The organism is Caballeronia sp. Lep1P3 (genome assembly GCF_022879595.1).
GTDB lineage: Bacteria > Pseudomonadota > Gammaproteobacteria > Burkholderiales > Burkholderiaceae > Caballeronia.
On record NZ_CP084266.1, the window covers coordinates 472,281 to 493,382 of the forward strand.

Annotated in this window: 19 protein-coding genes; 6 read left to right on the plus strand and 13 right to left on the minus strand. The window is 63.8% G+C overall.

Annotation, left to right across the window (positions count from 1 at the left end; genetic code table 11):
- Window positions 1–65 precede the first annotated feature (65 nt).
- On the plus strand, window positions 66–950 hold the full coding sequence (locus LDZ27_RS16650; protein WP_244817081.1) for a hypothetical protein: 885 nt from the start codon (window positions 66–68) through the stop codon (window positions 948–950).
- A 132-nt stretch (window positions 951–1,082) separates the two neighbouring features.
- Complete coding sequence (locus LDZ27_RS16655) at window positions 1,083–1,661, plus strand: hypothetical protein (protein ID WP_244817082.1); 579 nt, start codon at window positions 1,083–1,085, stop codon at window positions 1,659–1,661.
- 5 nt (window positions 1,662–1,666) lie between these two features.
- Here the strand turns inward: LDZ27_RS16655 and LDZ27_RS16660 are convergent, their stop codons facing one another.
- The 7 genes from LDZ27_RS16660 to LDZ27_RS16690 all read right to left on the minus strand — a co-directional run bounded on the left by LDZ27_RS16660 (window position 1,667) and on the right by LDZ27_RS16690 (window position 10,761).
- On the minus strand, window positions 1,667–3,133 hold the full coding sequence (locus LDZ27_RS16660) for a heavy metal sensor histidine kinase (protein ID WP_370653454.1): 1,467 nt from the start codon (window positions 3,131–3,133) through the stop codon (window positions 1,667–1,669).
- A gap of 29 nt (window positions 3,134–3,162) precedes the next feature.
- Window positions 3,163–3,876 carry a heavy metal response regulator transcription factor gene (locus LDZ27_RS16665; protein WP_244817084.1) on the minus strand — a complete coding sequence of 238 codons (714 nt, stop codon included), beginning with the start codon at window positions 3,874–3,876 and terminating at the stop codon, window positions 3,163–3,165.
- Window positions 3,877–3,961: 85 nt separating this feature from the next.
- Window positions 3,962–5,413: an efflux transporter outer membrane subunit gene (locus LDZ27_RS16670; RefSeq protein WP_244817085.1), complete on the minus strand. Its 1,452-nt coding sequence runs from the start codon at window positions 5,411–5,413 to the stop codon at window positions 3,962–3,964.
- Entirely contained in the window at window positions 5,410–6,651 is a 1,242-nt protein-coding gene (locus LDZ27_RS16675) for an efflux RND transporter periplasmic adaptor subunit (protein WP_244817086.1), read from the minus strand. Before LDZ27_RS16675 ends, LDZ27_RS16670 begins: the two co-directional genes overlap by 4 nt.
- Before the next feature lie 24 nt (window positions 6,652–6,675).
- The gene (locus LDZ27_RS16680; protein ID WP_244817087.1) at window positions 6,676–9,861 is read right to left on the minus strand and encodes an efflux RND transporter permease subunit; all 3,186 of its coding nucleotides are present in this window, start codon (window positions 9,859–9,861) and stop codon (window positions 6,676–6,678) included.
- Between the two features lie 207 nt (window positions 9,862–10,068).
- Window positions 10,069–10,332 (minus strand): DUF4148 domain-containing protein, encoded by a 264-nt coding sequence (locus LDZ27_RS16685; protein ID WP_244817088.1) that lies wholly within the window; start codon window positions 10,330–10,332, stop codon window positions 10,069–10,071.
- A 150-nt stretch (window positions 10,333–10,482) separates the two neighbouring features.
- Window positions 10,483–10,761 carry a DUF4148 domain-containing protein gene (locus LDZ27_RS16690; protein ID WP_244817089.1) on the minus strand — a complete coding sequence of 93 codons (279 nt, stop codon included), beginning with the start codon at window positions 10,759–10,761 and terminating at the stop codon, window positions 10,483–10,485.
- A gap of 232 nt (window positions 10,762–10,993) precedes the next feature.
- Between LDZ27_RS16690 and LDZ27_RS16695 the strand changes: the two genes are divergently transcribed.
- The gene (locus tag LDZ27_RS16695; protein ID WP_244817090.1) at window positions 10,994–12,325 is read left to right on the plus strand and encodes an Nramp family divalent metal transporter; all 1,332 of its coding nucleotides are present in this window, start codon (window positions 10,994–10,996) and stop codon (window positions 12,323–12,325) included.
- An 18-nt stretch (window positions 12,326–12,343) separates the two neighbouring features.
- Here the strand turns inward: LDZ27_RS16695 and motB are convergent, their stop codons facing one another.
- Both motB and motA read right to left on the minus strand, forming a co-directional pair.
- Window positions 12,344–13,327 (minus strand): flagellar motor protein MotB, encoded by a 984-nt coding sequence (gene motB, locus LDZ27_RS16700; RefSeq protein ID WP_244817091.1) that lies wholly within the window; start codon window positions 13,325–13,327, stop codon window positions 12,344–12,346.
- A 24-nt stretch (window positions 13,328–13,351) separates the two neighbouring features.
- Window positions 13,352–14,221: a flagellar motor stator protein MotA gene (gene motA, locus LDZ27_RS16705; RefSeq protein WP_244817092.1), complete on the minus strand. Its 870-nt coding sequence runs from the start codon at window positions 14,219–14,221 to the stop codon at window positions 13,352–13,354.
- 267 nt (window positions 14,222–14,488) lie between these two features.
- Between motA and LDZ27_RS16710 the strand changes: the two genes are divergently transcribed.
- Window positions 14,489–15,325 carry a helix-turn-helix domain-containing protein gene (locus LDZ27_RS16710; RefSeq protein WP_244817093.1) on the plus strand — a complete coding sequence of 279 codons (837 nt, stop codon included), beginning with the start codon at window positions 14,489–14,491 and terminating at the stop codon, window positions 15,323–15,325.
- Between the two features lie 119 nt (window positions 15,326–15,444).
- Complete coding sequence (locus LDZ27_RS16715; protein ID WP_244817094.1) at window positions 15,445–15,717, plus strand: hypothetical protein; 273 nt, start codon at window positions 15,445–15,447, stop codon at window positions 15,715–15,717.
- A gap of 77 nt (window positions 15,718–15,794) precedes the next feature.
- Here LDZ27_RS16715 and LDZ27_RS16720 read toward each other — a convergent pair whose 3' ends face one another.
- From LDZ27_RS16720 to LDZ27_RS16730, 3 genes are all read right to left on the minus strand, one after another.
- Entirely contained in the window at window positions 15,795–15,974 is a 180-nt protein-coding gene (locus LDZ27_RS16720; protein WP_244817095.1) for a hypothetical protein, read from the minus strand.
- 58 nt (window positions 15,975–16,032) lie between these two features.
- The gene (locus LDZ27_RS16725) at window positions 16,033–17,460 is read right to left on the minus strand and encodes an MFS transporter (protein ID WP_244817096.1); all 1,428 of its coding nucleotides are present in this window, start codon (window positions 17,458–17,460) and stop codon (window positions 16,033–16,035) included.
- 99 nt (window positions 17,461–17,559) lie between these two features.
- On the minus strand, window positions 17,560–18,861 hold the full coding sequence (locus LDZ27_RS16730; RefSeq protein WP_244817097.1) for an MFS transporter: 1,302 nt from the start codon (window positions 18,859–18,861) through the stop codon (window positions 17,560–17,562).
- A 484-nt stretch (window positions 18,862–19,345) separates the two neighbouring features.
- Here LDZ27_RS16730 and LDZ27_RS16735 point away from each other — a divergent pair, with 484 nt between their 5' ends.
- On the plus strand, window positions 19,346–20,089 hold the full coding sequence (locus LDZ27_RS16735) for a response regulator transcription factor (protein ID WP_244817098.1): 744 nt from the start codon (window positions 19,346–19,348) through the stop codon (window positions 20,087–20,089).
- A gap of 64 nt (window positions 20,090–20,153) precedes the next feature.
- Here LDZ27_RS16735 and LDZ27_RS16740 read toward each other — a convergent pair whose 3' ends face one another.
- Window positions 20,154–21,059 carry a dihydrodipicolinate synthase family protein gene (locus LDZ27_RS16740; protein ID WP_244817099.1) on the minus strand — a complete coding sequence of 302 codons (906 nt, stop codon included), beginning with the start codon at window positions 21,057–21,059 and terminating at the stop codon, window positions 20,154–20,156.
- Window positions 21,060–21,102 lie beyond the last annotated feature (43 nt).

The following is a 21,102-nucleotide window of genomic DNA, read 5'->3' on the forward strand; positions in this document are numbered from 1 at the left end:
ATCAAGTCGTTCAGGGAACGCCGTTGCCTAGCCACAGGCGTTCCCGTTTCTTCCGGAGAACCATCATGAACAAGACCACATTGAATCTGGCGTGCGCGGTCCTTTTCTGCGCGGCGCAACTGGCTCACGCGGCAACATCCGCGAATTCGACTTCCGGCTCGACGTCCGGCTCGAGTTCGGTCGGCATCGGTCAGGGCGGGGGATCGAGCCTCAACAACATCGGCACGTCGGCGACGTCGAATGCGAGCACCGCGTCGAACTCGTCGTCGGTTGGCGGCGTCGGCAGCGCGCGGGCCACGGGAGGTTCGTCCAACGTGAACATCTCGGTCACGATGCCGTCGCTCGCGTCGTCCGGTTCCAGCTCGAATACGTCGGCGGGTGCAAGCGGCAGCGGCCTTCCTGCATCGACCACCGGAGCGGACGGCACGGCGAAAGCCGCATCGACGCCGGGATCGAGCGCCTACGACACGCGTGCGACCGTCGACTATAACCAAAGCTCATACTCGGTGCGAACCACGCCGGCACTTGCCGCGCCCGCCCTCACGACGACGCTCTCCGACACATGCATGGGCTCGGCCAGCTTCGGCTTGTCCATCACGGGCTTCGGCGCGACCGGCGGCACGACGCTCGTCGATCAGGCGTGCGTGCGACGCCTCGATGCGCGCGAATTCCGCGCGATGGGCCTGACCGACGTGGCGCTCGCGCTCCTGTGCCAGAGCGACGCAAACCGGCGCGCTGTGGAAGCGACCGGGCATCTGTGCCCCGGCACCACGGCGCCGCTTGCGAAATCCGGCGAGGGCGCGGTGCTGTCCGATGACGAGAAGTATCGCGATCCGATCATCCGGGCGCGTCTCGGCTTGCCGATCACCTCGGCCAACGATCCGGCCGTCAAGATGAAGACGCAGGCCGCGCCCGCTGGCGAGAAGATCGACGTATCGTCTGTAAAGTAGGATACCGAAACGTTTAGAAGCAGCAAGAACAGGAGACGTCCCTCTCGTGCGTCTCTTCCCTTAAGGGTTGGCTTTGGTGTCGATGGTCCCGGAAGGCCAACCCTCGTTTTCTCGTTCAGTCTGGGGCAAGCAATGAAGAGTCGGTTCAAATCAGCGGCGTTCGCGTTGCTGGCCGTGAGCGCCGGTGTCGCGATCGCCGGATTATTGCCACTGCGTGCGCATGCGGCGGAAAACGGAGCGGCGATCTGGGCGGCGAATCCCGTCGGCGCGCAGCCGATGCCCGACGCGCAGGCGCTCTCGCTATTGCCTTCGGGCGGCTATGCGCCGCTGCGAACGTCAGGCGGAAAGTGCCTGCTCGTGGCGCGGCGTGGCACGCGCATCGTTGCCGTCGAACTGTCGCCGCTCGCGATTGGCGCGAAAGTCATCGGATGGAAGCCGCAGACCATCGACATGAACGCACTGACGTCGAAGTGGGGTTATCGTCCGCAGCAATCGACGCTCGACGCAAAAGCATTCGGCAACCCGGTGACGAACTCGATCGCGCAAACCGCGACGCGTGCCGACGCATGGAGCCGCGCGCTCGCATCCGGCGAGACGGAATCGGCCGCGACGGTCACGGCGAACGGCAAAACGTATCGCACGTATAGCCGCTTCAAGCCCGCCACGCCCGAAGCGCCGCTCGCGGCATCGGACGAATACTTCTGTCAGTAAGCGCGTCAGCCGGCGGGCCGCACGCCCATCTTGTCGGCGCGCGGCTTGGACGGCTCGACCGCATGTGCCGTGTGGATATCGCTGGCCGGACGATGCTCGCTGCCAAAGCGCGCCACGGAGAACGAGAACGTATTGACGCCATTCGCGCTCGTCGCCGACACCGTGCCGCGATGCATTTCCGCGACCGCCTTCACGATGGCAAGCCCGAGCCCGTGATTCTCGCGGCTGTTGGTGCGCGAGCTTTCCGCGCGATAGAAGCGATCGAACAGATGCTCCATGATGTGCGGCGCGATCGGCTCGCCGGGATTGGCCACCGCGATGCGAACGCGCCCCGGTTCGCGCGTGATCGAAACGGATATGGTCGCGCCCGGCGTGCAATGCTGGATTGCGTTCATCACGAGGTTGGACAACGCGCGCCCGAAGAGCGACGTGTTGACGAATACGCGCGCATCGCCGCTCGACACTGCGCGGACCTGTGCATCTTCGAGCGGTATTTCCAGAAACTCCAGCGTGCGATGCACTTCCGCAGCAAGCGACACTTCGACGAGTCCGGTCGCGCGTTCACCCTGATCGGCGCGCGCGAGGAACAGCATGTCGTTGATGATCGCGCGCACGCGCTCGAACTCTTCGAGATTCGATTGCAGCGTATGCCGCAATTCTTCGATGGGACGGTCTCGCGTGAGCGCCACTTCCGTCTGACCGATGAGGATGGTGACGGGCGTGCGCAATTCGTGCGCGACATCCGCGTTGAACGATTCGAGGCGTCCATACGCGTGATCCAGCCTTTCCAGCGCGCCGTTGAAGGACTTCGCGAGGTCTTCGAGTTCGAACGGCAGCGAGCGCGTGTTGAGCCGCTGTGAGCGATTGTTCGCGCTCACGTCCTGCGCATCGCGCGTGAGGCGCGTCAGCGGCGCGAGACCGAGCTTCGCGACCGAATAGCTCAACAGCAAAACGGCGACCGTAGCGAGCGCCATCAACGAGGCCAGCGCGACGCCGAACACGCGCATCGTGCGAACGTTGGGCGAGCAATCCACTGCAACGAACAACTGCAGCGGGGGCCGCTCCGCGTTGGGCGGAATGGTGAGCGTCGTCATGAGCATGTCGTAGGCGCGGCCTTGAGGCCTGAAGCGCGCATAACCGCCAAGCACTCGCTTCTCGACGTGGCCTATGGGCGGCGCGCCATAGTTGAAGCGCGGATCGTTGCTCGTCACCGCGAAGAGCGTGGAGCCATCGCGCGGCGTGATGTCCGCGAGCTTCTCGTTCGCGATCTTCCACTTGTCCGCGTTCGAGACATGCGTGACGATGAGCCGCGCAATCTCCGCGCGATTGTCGAGTGAGTCGCGCAAATGCTGCTCGAGTTGCACGCGCAGCACGAGAAAGAGACCGGAGCCGACGAGCGAAAACACGAAGAGCGCGACGAGCGCGAACATCACGGCAAGCCGCCGCGCAATCGACCGTTGCGACCGTTGCATACCTTCGCGCAATGCTGCCCCTTGCACGTTCATGATGGCCTCGCGTCTTCCCTCGTTTCGCGCGCATCGCGCGGCTCGCGCACTTCGAGCACATAACCCATGCCGCGCACGGTATGCAGCAGCTTCGTGCGAAACGGTCCGTCGAGCTTCGCGCGCAAACGCTTGATCGCGGTCTCCACCACGTTCGTATGGCTTTCGAAATCCACTTCCCATACGAGTTCGGTAATGGCCGTTTTCGACAGGATATCGCCGTGACGTCGCGCAAGCACGCTCAACAACTGAAACTCCTTCGCGGTGAGATCGAGGCGCACACCGTCGCGCGTCGCGCGTCGCCCGATCAGATCGACATAGAGATCGCCAACGGAGATGAGCGTCGATTCCTGCGCGCGCGTGCGACGTGCGAGCGCATGCAGACGTTCGACCAGTTCCAGAAACGAGAATGGCTTGGTCAGATAGTCGTCCGCGCCTTCACGCAGGCCGCGCACGCGATCGTTGATGTGATCGCGTGCGGTCAGCATGATGACAGGCGTGGACTTCTGCATTCTGAGCGCCTTGAGCACGGCGAAACCATCGCGGCGCGGCAGCATGACGTCGAGCACGATCACGTCGTAGTCGTATTCGATGGCGAGATGCGTGCCTTCCTCGCCATCCATCGCGATATCGACGACCCATCCCTGCTCGGTGAGTCCCGAGCGCAGGTAGTCCACCACCTTGTGTTCATCTTCCACTATCAGGACTTTCATGCCTGCACCTGTGTGTGTTCAGTGTGTCGCGACTGGCGTATCGATGCCGACACTATACGAGCGTCGGATTCATGCTGCCGACGTTTCACTTCGCCTGCGCCTCTGCCATGCCTTGTTCCTGCGGCGCATCATGCGCGTCCCATCCGCCGCCGAGCGCCTTCACGAGCGCAACGGAGACGGTCTGCTGTTGCCCGCGTATTTGAACGTCCTGTCGCTCGGTCGTGAGCAATTGCTGCTGCGCGGTGATGACGTCGAGGAACGCGACGAGGCCGCCCGAATAGCGGTCATTGGCAAGGGAGAGCAGACGCTCGGCATCGAGGACGGCCGCATGCGACTGCTTCGCCGCACCGTCGAGCACGGACAGCCCGACGATGCCGTCCTGCACTTGTTGAAACGCGTTGAGGACCGTCTGACGATAGTTGGCTTCCGTCGCGCGATACCCTTCGCTTGCAAACGCGACGGCGGCGGAGCGCCGGCCGCCATCGAAGACGACCTGGCTCGCCATCGTGCCGATGGTCCACAAGAGGCTCGGTGCAGAGACGAGGCTCGCGAGCGCGGTGCTTTCCCATCCGATGGTGCCGTTCAATGTGAGGCTCGGGAAGAACGCGGCGCGCGCCACGCCGATCTGCGCATTGGCCGCGGCCATTGCGCGCTCGGCGGAAGCGACATCGGGCCTGCGTTGCAGCACATCGCTCGGAACGCCGAGCGGAATGGACGGAAGCGGATGTTCGCCGAGCATCGGCGCAATAGAGAACTGCGGCGCGGGCGTGCCGACGAGCGCCGCGATCGAATGTTCGTATTGCGCGCGCTGATTAAGGAGCAGTTGCGCCTGCACGCGTGTGGAATCGAGTTGCGATTGCTGCTGCAATACGTCGAGACCCGAGACGGCGCCGAGGTCATGCTGCGTCGTCACATAGTCGAGCGCCTTCTCTTGCAGCGCGACAGAGCGATTCAGCACGTCGATCTCCGCATCGAACTCGCGCATCGAAAAGTACGCGCTTGCGAGGTCCGTGGTCAGAACGAGGCGCGCATTCGCGAGATCGTCGCGCGACTGATCCGCCGATGCCTGCGCGCTTTCCACTTCGCGCCGGATACGTCCGAAGAGATCGAGGTCGTAATCGACGGTCGGCGCGAGCTTCAGATCGCTCTGCACGGTCGACATGTTCGGCGTCGTGTAGTTGTTGACGGGCCGATTGCGCGATGTGCGCGAACGCGCGGCCTGCACGCCGAGATCCACTTCGGGCAGCGCAAGCGACGACGTCTGCGCGAGCGTCTCGCGCGCCTGCTCATAATGCGCGCTCGCGGCGGCAAGCGTCTGATTCTGTGCAAGCGCCTGTGCTTCGAGTCCGTCGAGGATGTCGTCGTCGAAGCCGCGCCACCAGTCGAGCGCGAGCGGCGCATGCGAAGGCTCGCCGACGCGCCAGTAGGAATCGGTTTTCCATGACGGCGGCGTGTCCGCAAGCGGACGCTGATAATCGGGGCCGACCGTGCATGCCGCGAGCATCGACACCATCAAGGTGGCTGCGATGCGTCTCATGATGCGGCCTTCTTTTCCGTCTCACCTTGCTGCTGCTTCTGCGGTGAAGCGATCACCACATGATCGCCGTCCGCAATCGAGTCGCTCGGATTGATGATGACCTTGTCGTTGGCCTCTATGCCGCTTTCGATTTCGAGCGATTGCCCGAGATCTTCTGCGATTACGATCTTGCGCAGATGCACGAGTCCCTTGTCGTCGACGACGGCAACGCGAGGACCTTCCGCGCGAAAGAGCAACGCATTGCCGGGCACGAGCATGCGCGCTTGCGCGACGGACGGCACCGTGACCTGCACATAGGCGCCCGGCCGCAGGCGGCCATCGGGATTGGGCAGCGTCACTTCGATTTGCAGCGAACGCGTCGGCACATCGATCGCCCCCGATACGTGAGTGATCCTGCCGCGAAACTGCTGGCCTGGAAGCTCCGCCTGCGTGACGACGACCTGCTGCCCGACCGATACGTTCTGCGCATATGCCTGCGGCAATTGCACATAGACGCGCAACGGGTCGGACTGCGCAAGCGCGAAGAGCGCGCGGCTCGCACCGCTTCCTGCATCGATGAGATCGCCGACATCCACATTGCGCTGCGTGACGACGCCCGCGAAAGGCGCGACGATGCGCTTGAACGATTCGAGCTGGCGCAGACGCTTCACGTTGGCATCGGCGGCGGCAAGGTTCGCGACACCCTGGTTATACGTGCTTTGGCGCTCGTCGAGTTCCTGCTGCGAGACGGCATCGCGCTGACGCAACTGCTGCCAGCGTTCGAGCGATGTCTTTGCAAGGCCGAGGCTCGATGCGGTTTGATCGCGTTGCGCAACGGCTTGCGCGAGTTCCTGATCGATCTCGGGCGTATCGAGGTCCGCGAGCAACTGGCCCTGCTTCACGCGCGCGCCGATATCGACGTACCAGTGCAGCAGATAACCGGTCGCGCGTGCATAGATCGGCGATTCCACGAAGCCGCGCAAGCTGCCCGGCAAGGTCGTGTCGCCGCCGCCATCGCTTTGCTTCGGTGAAACGACGTTCACATATTGTTGTGCGTTCTGTTGTGTGCGGGTGTTCACGGAGCGGCCATGCACCATGTCGGTCACGACCGTGCGCGCCGCGCCTATCGCGAGCAACGCGAGCACGATGATGATCGCGATCTTTGCGCGCTTCCATTCGAGGTTGCGCGGCGGCAGCGCGGGTCCTTCGTTCGGATCGCGTGCGGGAATCGCGAGAGAGGCGTGGTTCTTTTCTGTCATGTTCGGCGCGAGGCGTGATGCGGTTTAGCGTTGATCGTCGCGATGAAATTCTTTGGCTTCTTTATGCCGCGTCGCGCGGCGCGCAAGCCGTGAATGGATGCCCGCGAAGATGATGGGCACGAAAAACAGCGTCGACACGGTCGCAAAGAGCAGGCCGCCGATGACCGCGCGCCCGAGCGGAGCGTTCTGTTCGGCGCCTTCGCCGAGACCGAGGGCCATCGGGATCATGCCGATGATCATCGCGAAGGCCGTCATCAGAACGGGACGGATGCGGCTTGCGCCCGCTTCGAGCGCGGCGGTGAGCGGCGGCGCGCCGGCCGTGAGGCGCTGGCGCGCGAACGAGACCATCAGAATGCTGTTGGCCGTGGCGACGCCCATCGTCATGATCGCGCCGGTGAGCGCGGGCACGGACAGATGCGTGCCTGTGAGGAACAGCATCCAGATGATGCCGGCGAGCGCCGCGGGCAATGCACTGACGATGATGAGCGGATCGATCCACGACTGAAAATTCACGACGATCAGCAGATACACGAGCACGATTGCCGTCGCAACGCCGATGCCCAGTCCAAAGAAGGACGTTCGCATGGTCTCGACCTGACCGCGCACGGTGATCTGGCTGCCGCGCGGAAGCGTCCCGCGCGCCTGATCGACAAGTCGGTTCACGCGTCGCGCGACGCTGCCGAGATCGCGCCCTTCCACGCTCACGAAGATATCGATGACGGGCCGGATGTTGTAGTGCGTGACCACGGCGAACTGGTTGTGCGGCGAAAGACGCACGAGGTTGCCGAGCAATTGCGTCGGCCCGTTGATCGAAGCGGAGACGGGCGTGCGCATCAGTTCGTCGATCGACGAGACCTGATACTGCGGCGTCTGCACGGCCATGTTGTATTCGACGCCATTGCGCGGATTGAACCAGAAGCCCGGCGAAGTCTGCGAACTGCCGGAGAGCGAAATCAGCACGTTCTGCGCGACGTTGCTCGCGGACAGGTTGAGTTGCTGCAAGCGCGTGCGGTCCATCTGCAAGTTGAGCGCCGGTTCATCGAGCTTCTGTTGGATATGCGTGTCCACGTTGCCGGGAATCATGCGTATCTGCTTCATCAGCTTGCTTGCGGCCTCGAAGTTCGCTTGCTGGTTTTGCCCTTGAATCTGCACGTCGATGGCTGCGGGCAGACCGAAGTTCAGGATCTGCGTGACGATGTCCGCCGGCTGAAAGAAGAATTCGACGCCCGGAAAGAGGCGCGGCAGCAACGAACGTAACTGGTCGATGTAGCCTTGCGTCGGCGCGTGATCGGGTTTCAACGCGACCTGTATCTCGCCATCGAGCGTGCCGATGGTTCCCGCGTTGCTATACGAAAGATTGATGCCGCTATAAGGCAAGCCGAGGTTATCGAGGATCGTGGCGAGTTCGTCTTGCGGCACGACGCGCCGCACGACTCTTTCGACCTGATCCGCGAGACGCGCCGTTTCCTCGATGCGCGTGCCGGTCGGTGCGCGCATGTGCATGCGAATATCGCCCGCATCGACGGTTGGAAAGAAGTCTTCGCCGAGCAGGAACACGAGTCCTGCCGACAGCACGCAAAAGCCCAGAAATAGCGATGCAAACCGGCGCCGCCGCACGAGCAGGCTGCTGAGAATCACGATATACGCGCCGCGCATGCGCTCGAAGCCACGGTCGAAACGGCGATGCAGCCGTATGAACACGTTCGAGTTCGCCTTTGCATCGGGCGCGTGCGCGTGGCCCATCAGCAGCATCGCGAGCGTGGGCACGAGCGTGCGCGAAAGGACATATGACGCGAGCATGGCGAACACGACAGCTTCCGCGAGAGGCACGAAGAGATAACGCGCAACGCCCGTCAGAAAGAACATCGGCACGAACACGATGCAGATGCACAGCGTCGAAACGAGCGCCGGCACCGCGATCTCGCCCGCGCCTTCGAGAATGGCCTCGTGCAGATCGGTCCCCATGTGCAGGTGACGCTCGATGTTCTCGATCGTCACGGTGGCATCGTCGACGAGAATGCCGACCGCAAGCGCGAGACCGCCGAGCGTCATGATGTTGATGGTCTGCCCGAGCGCATGCAGCGCAAGCAGCGACGAGAGAATCGACAACGGAATCGAGATCGCGATGATGCACGTGCTGCGCCAGTTGCCGAGGAAGAGCAGGATCATCGCGGCGGTCAGCGCGGCGGCGATAAGCGCTTCGCGAACGACGCCCTGCACGGCGGCCTTCACGAAAACGGACTGGTCGAAAAGCGCCGTGATTTTAAGGTCCTGCGGCAGCGACGCGCGCGCCTGTGGCAGCAGTCCCTGCAATGTATTGACGATGGAAAGCGTCGATGCGTTGCCGTTCTTGAGCACGGAGATGAGCACGCCGCGGCGTCCGTCCTGACGCACGATGTTCGTCTGCGGCGAGAAGCCGTCACGCACATGCGCCACTTCACGCAGATAGGTGGTCGCGCCGTTCACCGTGCGCACCGGGATGTCGTTGAGACCGGCCACTGTCGTCGGCGAGCCGTTCATGTTGATCGTGTATTCCCGCGGGCCGATCTTCGCGGTGCCTGTCGGCAGGATGAGGTTCTGTGCGTTGACCGCGCTCACGACATCGGTCGGCGTGAGTCCCTTTGCAAGCAGCGCGCGCGTGTCGAGATCGACGGAGACGAGGCGCGTCTTGCCGCCATACGGGTAAGGCACGGCAGCGCCCGGAATCGTCACGAGTTGCGGGCGCAGGAAGTTGAGCGCGGTGTCGTTGAGATCCTGCTCCGACTGCTTCGGGCTCGAAAGGCCGAGCTGAATCACCGGAATGCTCGACGCCGAATAGCTGATGACGAGCGGCGGCGTCGCACCCGGCGGCATCTGTCGCAACTGCGCCTGTTCGACGGCCACCGTCTGCGCGATGGCCGTCTGAATGTTCGCGGTGGGCTGCAGAAAGAGCTTGATGATCGCGATGCCCGGCAGCGACTGCGACTCGATGTGCTCGATGTTGTTCACCGTCGTCGTGAGGCTGCGCTCGTTGACCGAGGTGATGCGATTGGCCATGTCTTCCGCGGACAGGCCCGTGTAGTTCCAGATGATGCTGACGACGCGAATGTCGATCTCAGGCAGCACGTCCACGGGCGTCGTCAAGAGGACGAAGGGCGTGGCCAGCAGAATCATGATGGCCATCACGATGAACGTGTAAGGCCGCTTGAGCGCAACGTTGACGATCCACATTGAGTCGTTCGAGAAAGGCGAGGGAAGGGCGCGGGCCTGCTCGTGCGCGCGGCGTGCTTGGCGAAGAGGCGGACGGTTCGTGTTCGGTGCCGCTATGGTAGTGGCCGCGTGCCAACGACAATATGACGCGAATATGGCGGTTTCGCCATATTGCATATGTTTCGCGAGACGCGAGCGATCGCGTGAGTGCGCTCGCCCGGCGTGAAGTCAGTTGAAGGATGGACGATCGCTGGACGACACGTTGCGCGGCGCGGCCGTGCGATAGACGCTCGCGCCGGTATAGATGCCTTCCTTGAGATCGAGGAAACTGCCGGGATAACGCTGATCGTCGACGCCGGGGTAATACCCCGACTGTTCGGCGCGGATCAGATCGTCGCGAACTTGCTGACGTGTGAGTCCATTCGATTGCGCGGTCGCGACGACAGGCGACAGCGCAAGCACGACGATGGCGACGCGCGTGACTGGCTTCATGGCGAACTCCTCATGCGAATGATGGGAACGTACTGCAATGCGCGGACGCGGCAGGCAAGCCGGGTCCGTCTTCATTGTAGGCGCGTGCCTGTGCTCGGAATTCGCCTGATCGAGCCAGTCGTATCGAACGATGTAACGAGAATAAGCGCTTTATTGCGGCGTCTGTCCGGGCGGCGTCGTCGACATCGAATGCCCGGAAGCCGACGCACCATCCGACGACGAACCATACGCCCTTCCGGACTGGACCTTGTCCTCGGCGGCCTGAATGTTGTTGGGATAGAACGCATCGCGTTCGGAAGGGTTGTAGCCGGCCGCTTCGACCTGCTTCAAGTCCTGCTTCACCTGATCTCGCGTAAGCCCTTGCTGCGCGAACGCGGCGAGCGGCGATGCGATGAGCGCGGCGACGGCAATACGCATGACTAGCTTCATGGCGAACTCCTGTTGCGGGTAATGGGCGACGAGCGGCGAAGAACCGGTGACCGCATGCACAGGTCACGCTCGAATTCTATTCGTCGTACCGTGACGCGATGCTGTCCCGCTCATGGCGCTCTCGTCAGACTGAAGGGCGCTCACGCCGCATGAAACGCCACGCTGCCGGTGATAGACTCGGCTCGCGCATCGCCTAGAGGCATCAGATCATTGAATCAGGAAAGCCCGGAAATTGCCGTTCAAACTGCCGACAACCGCCACCGCTCCGTTTTGTCCATCCGAAGTCAAAGGCTCCGTGGCCGTTGCGCCCGGCGCGCCGCTTTGGAAAAAGCTGCTGCAATTCGCCGGTCCGGGCCTGCTCATATCCATTGGTTATATGGACCCCGGCAATTGGGCGACCGACATCGAAGCAGGCTCGCGCTATGGCTATAGCCTGCTATTCGTCGTCGTGCTATCGAGTGTCGCGGCGATGGTGCTGCAATGTCTTGCGATGCGTCTTGGCATCGTGACGGGCCGCGATCTCGCGCAGCTTTCCCGCGAGCGCTATTCGAAGCCCATCGCCCGCGCGCAATGGGCACTCGCAGAGTTATCGATCATCGCGTGCGACCTCGCCGAGGTGCTCGGCGGCGCGCTCGCGTTTCACTTGCTATTCGGCTGCTCGCTGATGTGGGGCGTGATCTTCACCGCCTTCGATACGCTCATCGTGCTGGGCCTGAAAGGAAAGAACTTCCGCGATCTCGAAGCGGTCATGCTCGGGCTCATCGCGACCATCGGCCTCGGCTATATCGTCGAGCTAGTGCTCGTCAAGCCGCATTGGGCATCGGCGGCGTCGGGGCTCGTGCCTTCGTTCAACGTGCTGTCGCAGCGCGAGCCGCTCTATCTCGCGATCGGCATCCTCGGCGCAACGGTGATGCCGCATAACCTGTATCTGCATTCCTCGATCGTGCAGACGCGCGTGGTGGATCGCGAGCCGAAGCGCCTCGCATCGGCCATCCGATTGTCGAGGCTCGACACCATCGTGTCGCTCGTGCTCGCGCTGATGATCAACGCGGCGATCCTGATTCTCGCGGCCTCTGCGTTTCATGCGACAGGTCACACGCAAGTGACCGAAATCGAGGACGCGTACAAGCTGCTTGCGCCCATCGTCGGCAGCGGCCTTGCCGCGATTCTTTTCGCCGTCACGCTGTTCGCTTCGGGTCAAAGCTCGACGTTCACCGGAACTATCGCGGGGCAGGTCATCATGGAAGGCTTCCTGCGCCTCAAGATTCCGTGCTATCAGCGGCGCTTCATCACGCGTGCGCTCGCGCTCGTACCCGCGCTGATCGGCGTCTATGCGATGGGCAACGGCGCGGTCGGCAAGCTGCTCGTCGCGAGTCAGGTCGTGTTGAGCCTGCAGTTGCCGTTCGCGCTCTATCCGCTGATCCGCATGACGAGCGATCGCGCGCTGATGGGCAGCTTCGCGAACGCCTCGCATACGAAGGCGATCGCGTGGCTGCTGTTCTTCGTCATCAGCGCGGCGAACCTCTGGCTAGTGGTGCAGACGGCCTCGTCGTGGCTTACTTGAGTGGCTTACTCGAGTGCGTTACTTGACGACGGCAACCGGCGCATTCGACTTCGCGGCGACCGCGGCGGGAATAGCCGCATCGGCGGGCAGCGCCTGATCGACGGTCGTGCGTCCGCCATCGCGGAAGAACGCAAGTTCGGCTGCCCTGTTCAGCACGAGGATACTGATGCGTCGGTTCGTCGGCTCGTCGATGACGTCCTTGTTGAGCGGCAAGACATCGGCGAGGCCGCGCACTTGCAGCACCTTGCTTTCCTTCATGCCGCCTGCGACGAGCGCGCGGCGCGCCGCGTTCGCGCGTTCGCTCGACAGTTCCCAATTGGAATAGCCCGCCTGAGTTCCGGAATAGGGCACCGCATCGGTATGACCGGCGATCGACACGCGATTGTCCACATCGTTGAGCGATGCGCCGATGTTCGAGAGAATCGTCGTGACATAGCTTTCCAGTCTGGAACTGCCCGATGCGAACATCGGCCGCTTGAGCGAATCGACGATCTCGATGCGCAAGCCCTCGCTCGTAATGGCGATGCGTATCTGGTCCTTGAACGCGCGCAATGCGGGCGTGTTCTCGATCAGTGTGGCGAGCTTCTGCTTGAGCTGCTGCAAACGCTGCAAGTCGTCGGCTGCGACGGCCGCGCGCGCGATCGAGGGCGGCACCGGCTGCGTCTGGCTCTTGTTGGCTTCGCCCGGACGCGAACTCGACAAGTCCTTGCCGCCGCCGTTGATGATGCTCGTATGCGCGGAAGCGCCGCCGTCATTGCCGAAGAGCGCGGAAAGCGGCGTGTTGAAGTATTGCTCGATGCCGTCCTTGTCGTACTTGGATGTAGAGCCGAGCAGCCACATCAGAAGGAAGAACGCCATCATCGCGGTGACGAAGTCGGCGTAAGCGATCTTCCACGCGCCGCCATGATGCCCGCCGTGGCCGCCGCCTTTTTTCTTGCGGCGCACGACGACAGTGGGTGCGAGCACGGATTGCAGCGGGTCGCGTGACGGTCTTTCAGCCATGAGCGATAAGCCTCTAACGTTGCGTCAAGCCGACTTCGGCATCTTGGTCGCGCGCACGGCGTCGTCCAGTTCCTGGAAGCTCGGACGATCCGCGGTGAAAAGCACCTTGCGGCCGAACTCGACGGCGACCGTCGGCGCATAGCCGTTCATCGAGGCGAGCAGCACGGACTTCACGCACTGGAACGGCTTCGCCTCGGCGGTGCCCTTGGCGTTGAGCAGATCCGCAAGCGGCCCGATGAAGCCATACGCGAGCAGAATGCCGAGGAACGTGCCGACGAGCGCGCCGGCGATCATCTCGCCGAGCACGGCGGGCGCGGCGCCGACCGAGCCCATCGTATGCACCACGCCCATCACCGCGGCCACGATGCCGAACGCGGGCAGACCATCGGCCATCTTCTGAATCGCATTGGCGGCCACCGCGCTTTCCGCGTGATGCGTCTCCAGTTCTTCGTCCATCAGGTCCTGCAATTCCAGCGCGTTCACGTTGCCCGCCGACATCATGCGCAAATAATCGACGATGAAGTCGAGCAGATGATGATCGGCCATGACGTGCTCGTACTTCTGAAAGAGCGGGCTTGCTTCGGGCGCATCGACGTCTGCTTCGAGCGCCATCATTCCTTCCTTGCGCGCCTTTTGCAGCAACTCGTAGAGCAGCGCGATCAGCGACAGGTATTTCTCTTTGCTATACCCCGCGTTCTTGAAGATCTTGGGGAACGCCTGAAGCGTTTTCTTGAGCGTCGACACAGGGTTCGACACGACGAATGCGCCGATTGCCGCGCCGAAAATGCACAGCAATTCGAAAGGCTGAACGAGCGCCGCGAGATGACCGCCGACGCCGATGAAACTCCCGATCACCGAGCCGATGACGAGCACCCATCCAATAACGACAAACATGATTTCTCCGCAAATGTCCGCGCTTGGCGAGCCTTGCGCGCTCACCGGAAGACGGCGAAACACGCATGGGTCGCAAAGCAGTGTCTGCTTGATGCTGGCTTTTTAACGGCGCGGTACACCGGTAGATTTAGGGTGACGTGCGCAAACATTTGGGAGCGCCACGGCGTGAGGTAAATGTTACTTCGACTTTTGCGCGAGCCGGTAAGGTGCAGCCGATTACGCGCGAGGTAATGGAGCGCGCGTCGGCGCCTGGACTAATATCGGCGCATGGATACGACACTTGAATGTCTCGAACCGCGTTCGCATCGCGCGCCGCCCGCCACTGTCGGCATGCTGCTGCGCGAGTGGCGTCAGCGCCGGCGCATGAGTCAGCTCGAACTCGCGTGCATCGCGGACGTCTCGACGCGGCATCTGAGTTTCATCGAATCGGGACGCTCCATGCCGAGCCGCGACATGTTGATTCGTCTGGCCGGGCAACTCGACGTTCCCCTGCGCGAACGAAATGCGCTCTTTCTCGCGGCGGGCTATGCGCCGCTGTATCGCGAGCGGCCACTCGACGATCCCGAACTCCATGCGGCACGCCGCGCCGTCGAACGTGTGCTGCATGGTCACGATCCTTATCCCGCGCTCGCCGTGGACCGTCACTGGACGATGCTCGCGGCCAACGCCGCGCTGCAACCGCTCGTGGCATCGGCGGACGCGTCGCTGCTCGCGCCGCCTGTCAACGTGTTGCGCCTCTCGATGCATCCGAAGGGACTCGCGAACGTCATCGAGAACTGGCACGAATGGCGGGCGCATCTGCTTGCGCGCGTGCGGCGGCAAGTCGACGTATCGGGCGATGGCACACTCGCCGCGCTTCTCGGCGAGCTGAAGGCGTATCCCGCGCCGCCGCATGCGAGGAGCGCGCCGCGCAGCGTGCCGGATGCGGTCATCGTGCCGCTCGTCTTGCGCACTGCGCACGGCCCGCTTTCGTTTCTCAGCACGACGACGGTGTTCGGCACGCCCGTGGACATCACCGTGTCGGAGCTGGCAATCGAGGCGTTTCTTCCCGCCGACGACTTCACCGCCGATACCTTGCGCGCCCTTGCCACAGCGCGCCGCTGACGCCGGTTGCTTACGGAATGGAACCTGCTTCCGATGTGCGAATCAATGTGGAGGAGGTAGGGTGCGTGCATTTTGCATGCACCCTTCACAGCTTGTTCAACCAACGCGGAAAGGCAGCCATGATTCAGACATTCGAACAGGTGATCGGCGGTGAGCGGATGCAGTTCTGCGCGAGCATCGCGGAAGGCGGCGGGCCGCAGCGGGTCATCATCAGCAAGGCCGATTCGGCGGAATCGCTGGTGATCGTGGAGGCCGACGGCATCATCGGCACGATTCGCGCCGAAGTGGAGGCGCCCGACACGTTCGTTGCGGACGCGGTGCGCAAGGCACAGCAGGAAGCGCTCATCGAGCGCGCGCTGGAAACGGGCGCCGTGCAGACGACGACGCTCTGATTCGATTTGCGTTCTGTATGCAAGATGCCCGCGCTGGCGTGACCGCCTCGCGGGCACTGCTTCATGGCCGCGCCGTGTTACATGCGCGGCTCGCCGTTCTTCGGATCGGCGGGGATCATCGGCGTAGCGGAGTCCGGGCCGTCGGGCATGTCGGGATCGTCGGGGTTCGGAGCGGCGTCGGGATCAAGGAGCTTGTCTGGGTCCGGTTCGACGGTTTCCACGGTTTCTTCGGGGGAGCGAGGCATGATCGTCGACATGATGAATGGTTCTCCTGTATGCGCTTGCCGTGATCGCGCAACGGCCGTTCCCGGTTCGTCATTCCATCGCGCGGCGCGGATGTCTCGCCTGCGCCTCGTCGCGATGTTCCGGTTTCACGAAATGCGCGATGATCGCCGCGCACGCCAGCATCGCGACCGAAACACCCGCCGACGCGCGCACCGCATCGACGATTTGCGCCGATGCCGCCGCGCTTTCCCCATGACCTGCTAGCGCGCCGAACGCCGCGACGCCGATCGCGCCCGCTGCCTGCCGCGCGGTATTGAGCACCGCCGAGGCCGTGCCCGCGCGTTCCTGGCCGACCGTGCCGAGCAACGCGCTCGTCATCGCGGGAACGGCCACGCCCATGCCCAAAGGGATCAGCAGGAACGGCAGAAGCAGCGCGAAGGTGGACGTGTGCGCATCGACGAAAACGAGCGCGGCAAAACCGGCGGCATCGACGAGCGCGCCCGCCATCATCGGCACTCGAGCGCCGAAGCGCGCCACGATCGGCCCGCTCGCGAGATTCGAAAGGAGAAAGCCGCCCGTCAGCGGAAGGAATGCGAGCCCAGTCTGGAACGGCGTATGCCCGAGCACGCGCTGCAAATACAGACTCAACAGGAACACCATTCCATAGTAGGTGAAATTCACGCCGATTCCGAACAGCACGGCGGCGCTGAAGGTGCGGTGCGCGAACAGCGAGCGCGGCAGCATCGGCGCGCGGCATTTTCGTTCGAAAGCGACAAACGCGCTCGCCGTCGCCAGCGCGACGATCAGTCCGGCGAGCACGAGCGGATGGAACGGGCCGAGCGGCCGCATCTCGATGACCGCGCCGACGAACGTGGCGAGCGCGAGAATCGCGAGCGCCTGTCCGATCAGATCGATGCCGCCACGCCGTTGCGACGGCGTCGCGCGCACCCACGCGAAGGTCGCGGCGATGCCCGCGCCGCAAATCGGCAAGTTGACCCAGAAGATGCTGCGCCAGCCGAAGGCCGCGATCAGCGCGCCGCCGACGACCGGCCCCGCCGCAATCGACACCGCGCCCGCCGCCGTCCACGCGCCGACCGCGCGCGCCCGCACGCGCGGGTCGTGGCCGCAGGCGGCGTTTAGCAGCGCGAGCGAGTTCGGCAGCATGGCCGCCGCGCCGACGCCCTGGCAGGCGCGCGCCGCGATCAGTTGCGCGGCGTCGCGGGAAAAGGCGCACGCCAGCGACGCGATCGCGAAGAGCGCGAGGCCGCCCGCGAAGAGACGCCGCGCGCCGAAGCGGTCGCCGAGCGCGCCGGCCGAGAGCATGAGCGCGGCGAACGCGAGCGCGTAGCTGTCCACGATCCATTGCAGGCTCGCGACGCTTGCGCCGAAATCATGGCCGATGCTCGCCAGCGCCACGTTGACGATCGACACGTCCAGTTGCGAGACGACGAAGCCGACGCTCGTCGCGGCAACGACCAGCATTCGACGCAGGGAAAGGTTCGAGTTCATGCCGCCCATCGTAGGCGCGGCGTCGGCGGGATGTTTCGGCGTCGGCTGAAATGAAAATGGCGCACCGTCGAAGGCGCGCCATTGCAGCGAGGTTTGAAACGCGTGCCGTCAGCGCGCGGACGGCGCGTCCTTGATGAAGAGCGTCGTCAGCGCGCCCACGACGCACAGCGCCGCGACATAGAGCGCGGGCGCGGTCGGGTTCGATTTCATCATCAGCGAGACGACGATGGGTGTAAGTCCGCCGAACACGGCATACGCGACGTTGTACGAAAACGAGATGCCCGAGAAGCGCACGGCGGGCGGGAACGACTTGACCATCACGAACGGAATCGCGCCGATCACGCCGACCGTGAAGCCCGTGAACGCGTACCACGGCAACAGCACGGACGCATCGGCGGCCACTTGCTGGAAGAGCGCGTAGTACGAAACCGCCAGCGCGATGCCGCCGACGAAGATCGTCCGGCCCGCGCCGAAGCGCCCGGCAATCGCGCCCGCCGTCACGCAGCCGATGGTCAGCGCGAGCGTCGCGGCGCAGTTGGCGAGGAGGACCGTCGCGGGCGCAATGTGGAACTGCTTCTGCAGGAGCGTGGGCGTCATCAGAATCACGACGACGATCGCCGCCGACAGCATCCACGTCAGCAGCATCGACACGACGACCGCACGGCCGTGGTCGCGCAGCACGGCCTTGAGCGGAATCTCGGCTGCGAGCGATTTGCGCTTCTGCAGCTCGGCGAACACCGGCGTCTCGTGCAGCCAGCGGCGCAGATAGACGGAGCACAGCCCGAACACGCCGCCGAGCAGGAACGGCAGACGCCAGCCGAAACCGGCGACATCGGCGGTAGTCAAGGTCTTGTTGATGAACGTCGCGACGAGCGAGCCCAGCAGGATGCCCGCCGTCAGCCCGGCCGTGAGCGTGCCGCACGCATAGCCGACGTGACGCGCCGGGACGTGCTCGGACACGAACACCCACGCGCCCGGCACTTCGCCGCCGACGGCCGCGCCCTGCATCACGCGAAAGACGAGCAGCAGCACCGGCGCCATCAGGCCGATGGACGCATACGTGGGTAGAAGGCCCATCAGGAGCGTCGGCACGGACATCAGCAGCACGGAGAGCGTGAACATGCGCTTGCGCCCGAGCAGGTCGCCGAAGTGCGCCATCACGATGCCGCCGAGCGGCCGCGCGAGATAGCCCGCCGCGAAGATGCCGAAGGTCTGTAATTGCCGCAGCCATTCGGGAATGGCCGCCGGAAAGAACAACTGGCCGATGACCGGCGCGAAGAACACGAAGATGATGAAGTCGTAGAACTCGAGCGCGCCGCCGAGGGCAGCGAGCGTGAGCGTCTTGTAGTCGCCGCGCGTGAGGGCGCGGCCGGCGGCGTGCGATGCGCCGTTCAGAGGTGTTGCCTGCATCGAAAAAGGACCCGTAATGAGAGAAGCCACGCGCGGCGAAAAGCGGCGCATGGGACGAAGCGATGCCCTGCGGGATGTCAGGCGCGCGGGTGAGCGCGTCAGGGAGCGACTCGGGCGCGGTTCGAAGCCGGCGTGAGTCGACCGCGCGGCGCACGGCGGTGCAACGCCGCGTCGCTGCTTGCTCTCACGGCGTCTCGGTAAAACGGCGAAAGCGGGGACTTTTCGGCGGATTTGCGCCGAAGGCGGCATGTTACAGGATGTAAGCCGCTGCTACACGAAATATGACGATTGCTGTCGCGCGAGCGCGCCGCCATCGCGAACAAGTGATTACATGCGTTGACACTTTCGGACGAGTCCGATGGGAAAGGAATGGCGCGCTGACCAGAATGCCGCCTGTTTCCCGTCTCTTTTTGTAACGAGACGCCCGGGACGGTGCCGCTCGACGCGGCATCGCCCATGTTCCTTGGACCCATCAGGCTTCACTATGCGCGTCGCCGTTTTGCAAACCGACTCAAGTTACAGAAATCTCATCAGCGACGTCGTGAAACGACTCGGTCACACCTGCGTGACGTTCGGCGACGGTCTCCTGCTGTCGAAGGCGCTGTCGCGCTCGACGGTCGATCTCCTGATCCTCGACTGGAATTCGTCCGGACTGTGCGGACTGGATCTGCTCAAATCCGTGCGTTCGAGTTTCGGCGAGCGCGTGCCGGTCCTGTTCGCCTCGCCGGATGGCGCCGAGCACAACGTCGTCTGCGCGCTGACCGCGGGCGCGGACGATTACGTGGTCTATCCCATCCGGCCGGGCGAATTCGGCGCGCGCATCGAGGCGCTTTTGCGCCGCGCGTATCCGGCCACGTCGAGCGCTTGCCTCGAAATCGGCCCGTATCGTTTCGACTCGCGCCAGCAGACCGTCACGGTGCGCGGGCGTCCGGTGCAACTGAGCGGCACGCAGTTCCGGCTCGCACAGCTCTTCTTCTCGAATATCGGCCGCGTGCTGTCGCGCGATCATATTTTCGCGATGGTCTGGGGCCGCGAGTTCCGCGAAACCACGCGCACCATCGATAGCCATGTGTCGCGTCTGCGGCTCGCGCTGGAAATCGAGCCGGTCAATCACTTCCGCCTGCAGCCGGTGTACAAGAGCGGCTACCGCCTGCTTCATCTGTACGACGACGGCGAGGATTCCGGCGACGAGCGCGTCGATTCCGAACACGCGCGTATCGCGGCGTAAGTCTTCGGGCCGCACAAATGAAAATGCCGTCGAAAGACGGCATTTTTTTCGATGCTTCGGCGCTTCAAAACGCGGGCAACTCGGGCCGCGTCTCGATGCTGCGGCGAATCAGCGCCTCGATTTCGCGGCGCTCGTCGCCGGCAAGCGGCAAGCGCGGCGGGCGCACCGGCTCCGTGCCGAGTCCGACGATCGCCTCGGCGAGCTTGATGTTCTGCACGAGCTTGTGCGAGACATCGAGCGCGAGCAGCGGCGCGAACCAGCGATAGATCGTGCGCGCTTCCTCGATGCGTCCCGCGCGCAGCAGCCGGTAGATCGCCACGGTCTCGCGCGGAAACGCGCACACGAGCCCGGCCACCCAGCCGTGCGCGCCCATCAGCATGGCTTCCATCGCGAGATTGTCGACGCCGCAAAAGAGCGCGTAACGCTCGCCGACCTCGTTGACGAGATCGGTGATGCGCCGCACGTCGCCACTCGATTCCTTGATTGCCGCGAACTTCGCGTCCTCGGCCAGTTCCGCGAACATTCTCGGCGTGACGTCGACGCCGTAGGCAAGCGGATTGTTGTAGACCATCAGCGGCAGCGGACTCGCGTCGGCGACCATGCGGAAGTGGTTGAGCGTCTCGCGCCGGTCGGAGAGATAACGCAGCCCCGGCAGCACCATATAGCCCGACGCGCCGTGATTGGCCGCGCGCTCCGCCTGCCGGCAGCCGTCGAGCGTGCTGTTTTCGGCGATGGTCAAGAGCACCGGCACCCGCGCGCGCGCCGCATCGACGGCGATGTCGAGCACGTCGAGCTTTTCGTCGAGCGAGAGCGTCGAGGCTTCTCCGAGCGATCCGCACGCGATGATGCCGTCCACGCCCGCATCGATCTGCGCTTCGATGTTCTTCTTCGTCCACGCGCGGTCTATGCTGAAATCGGCGTTGAACTTGGTGGTGACGGCGGGCATCACGCCTTCCCAGATATGCGCCACGGCGGTTCTCCAAAAGTGATTGAACGGACCGAGTGTAGGCAGC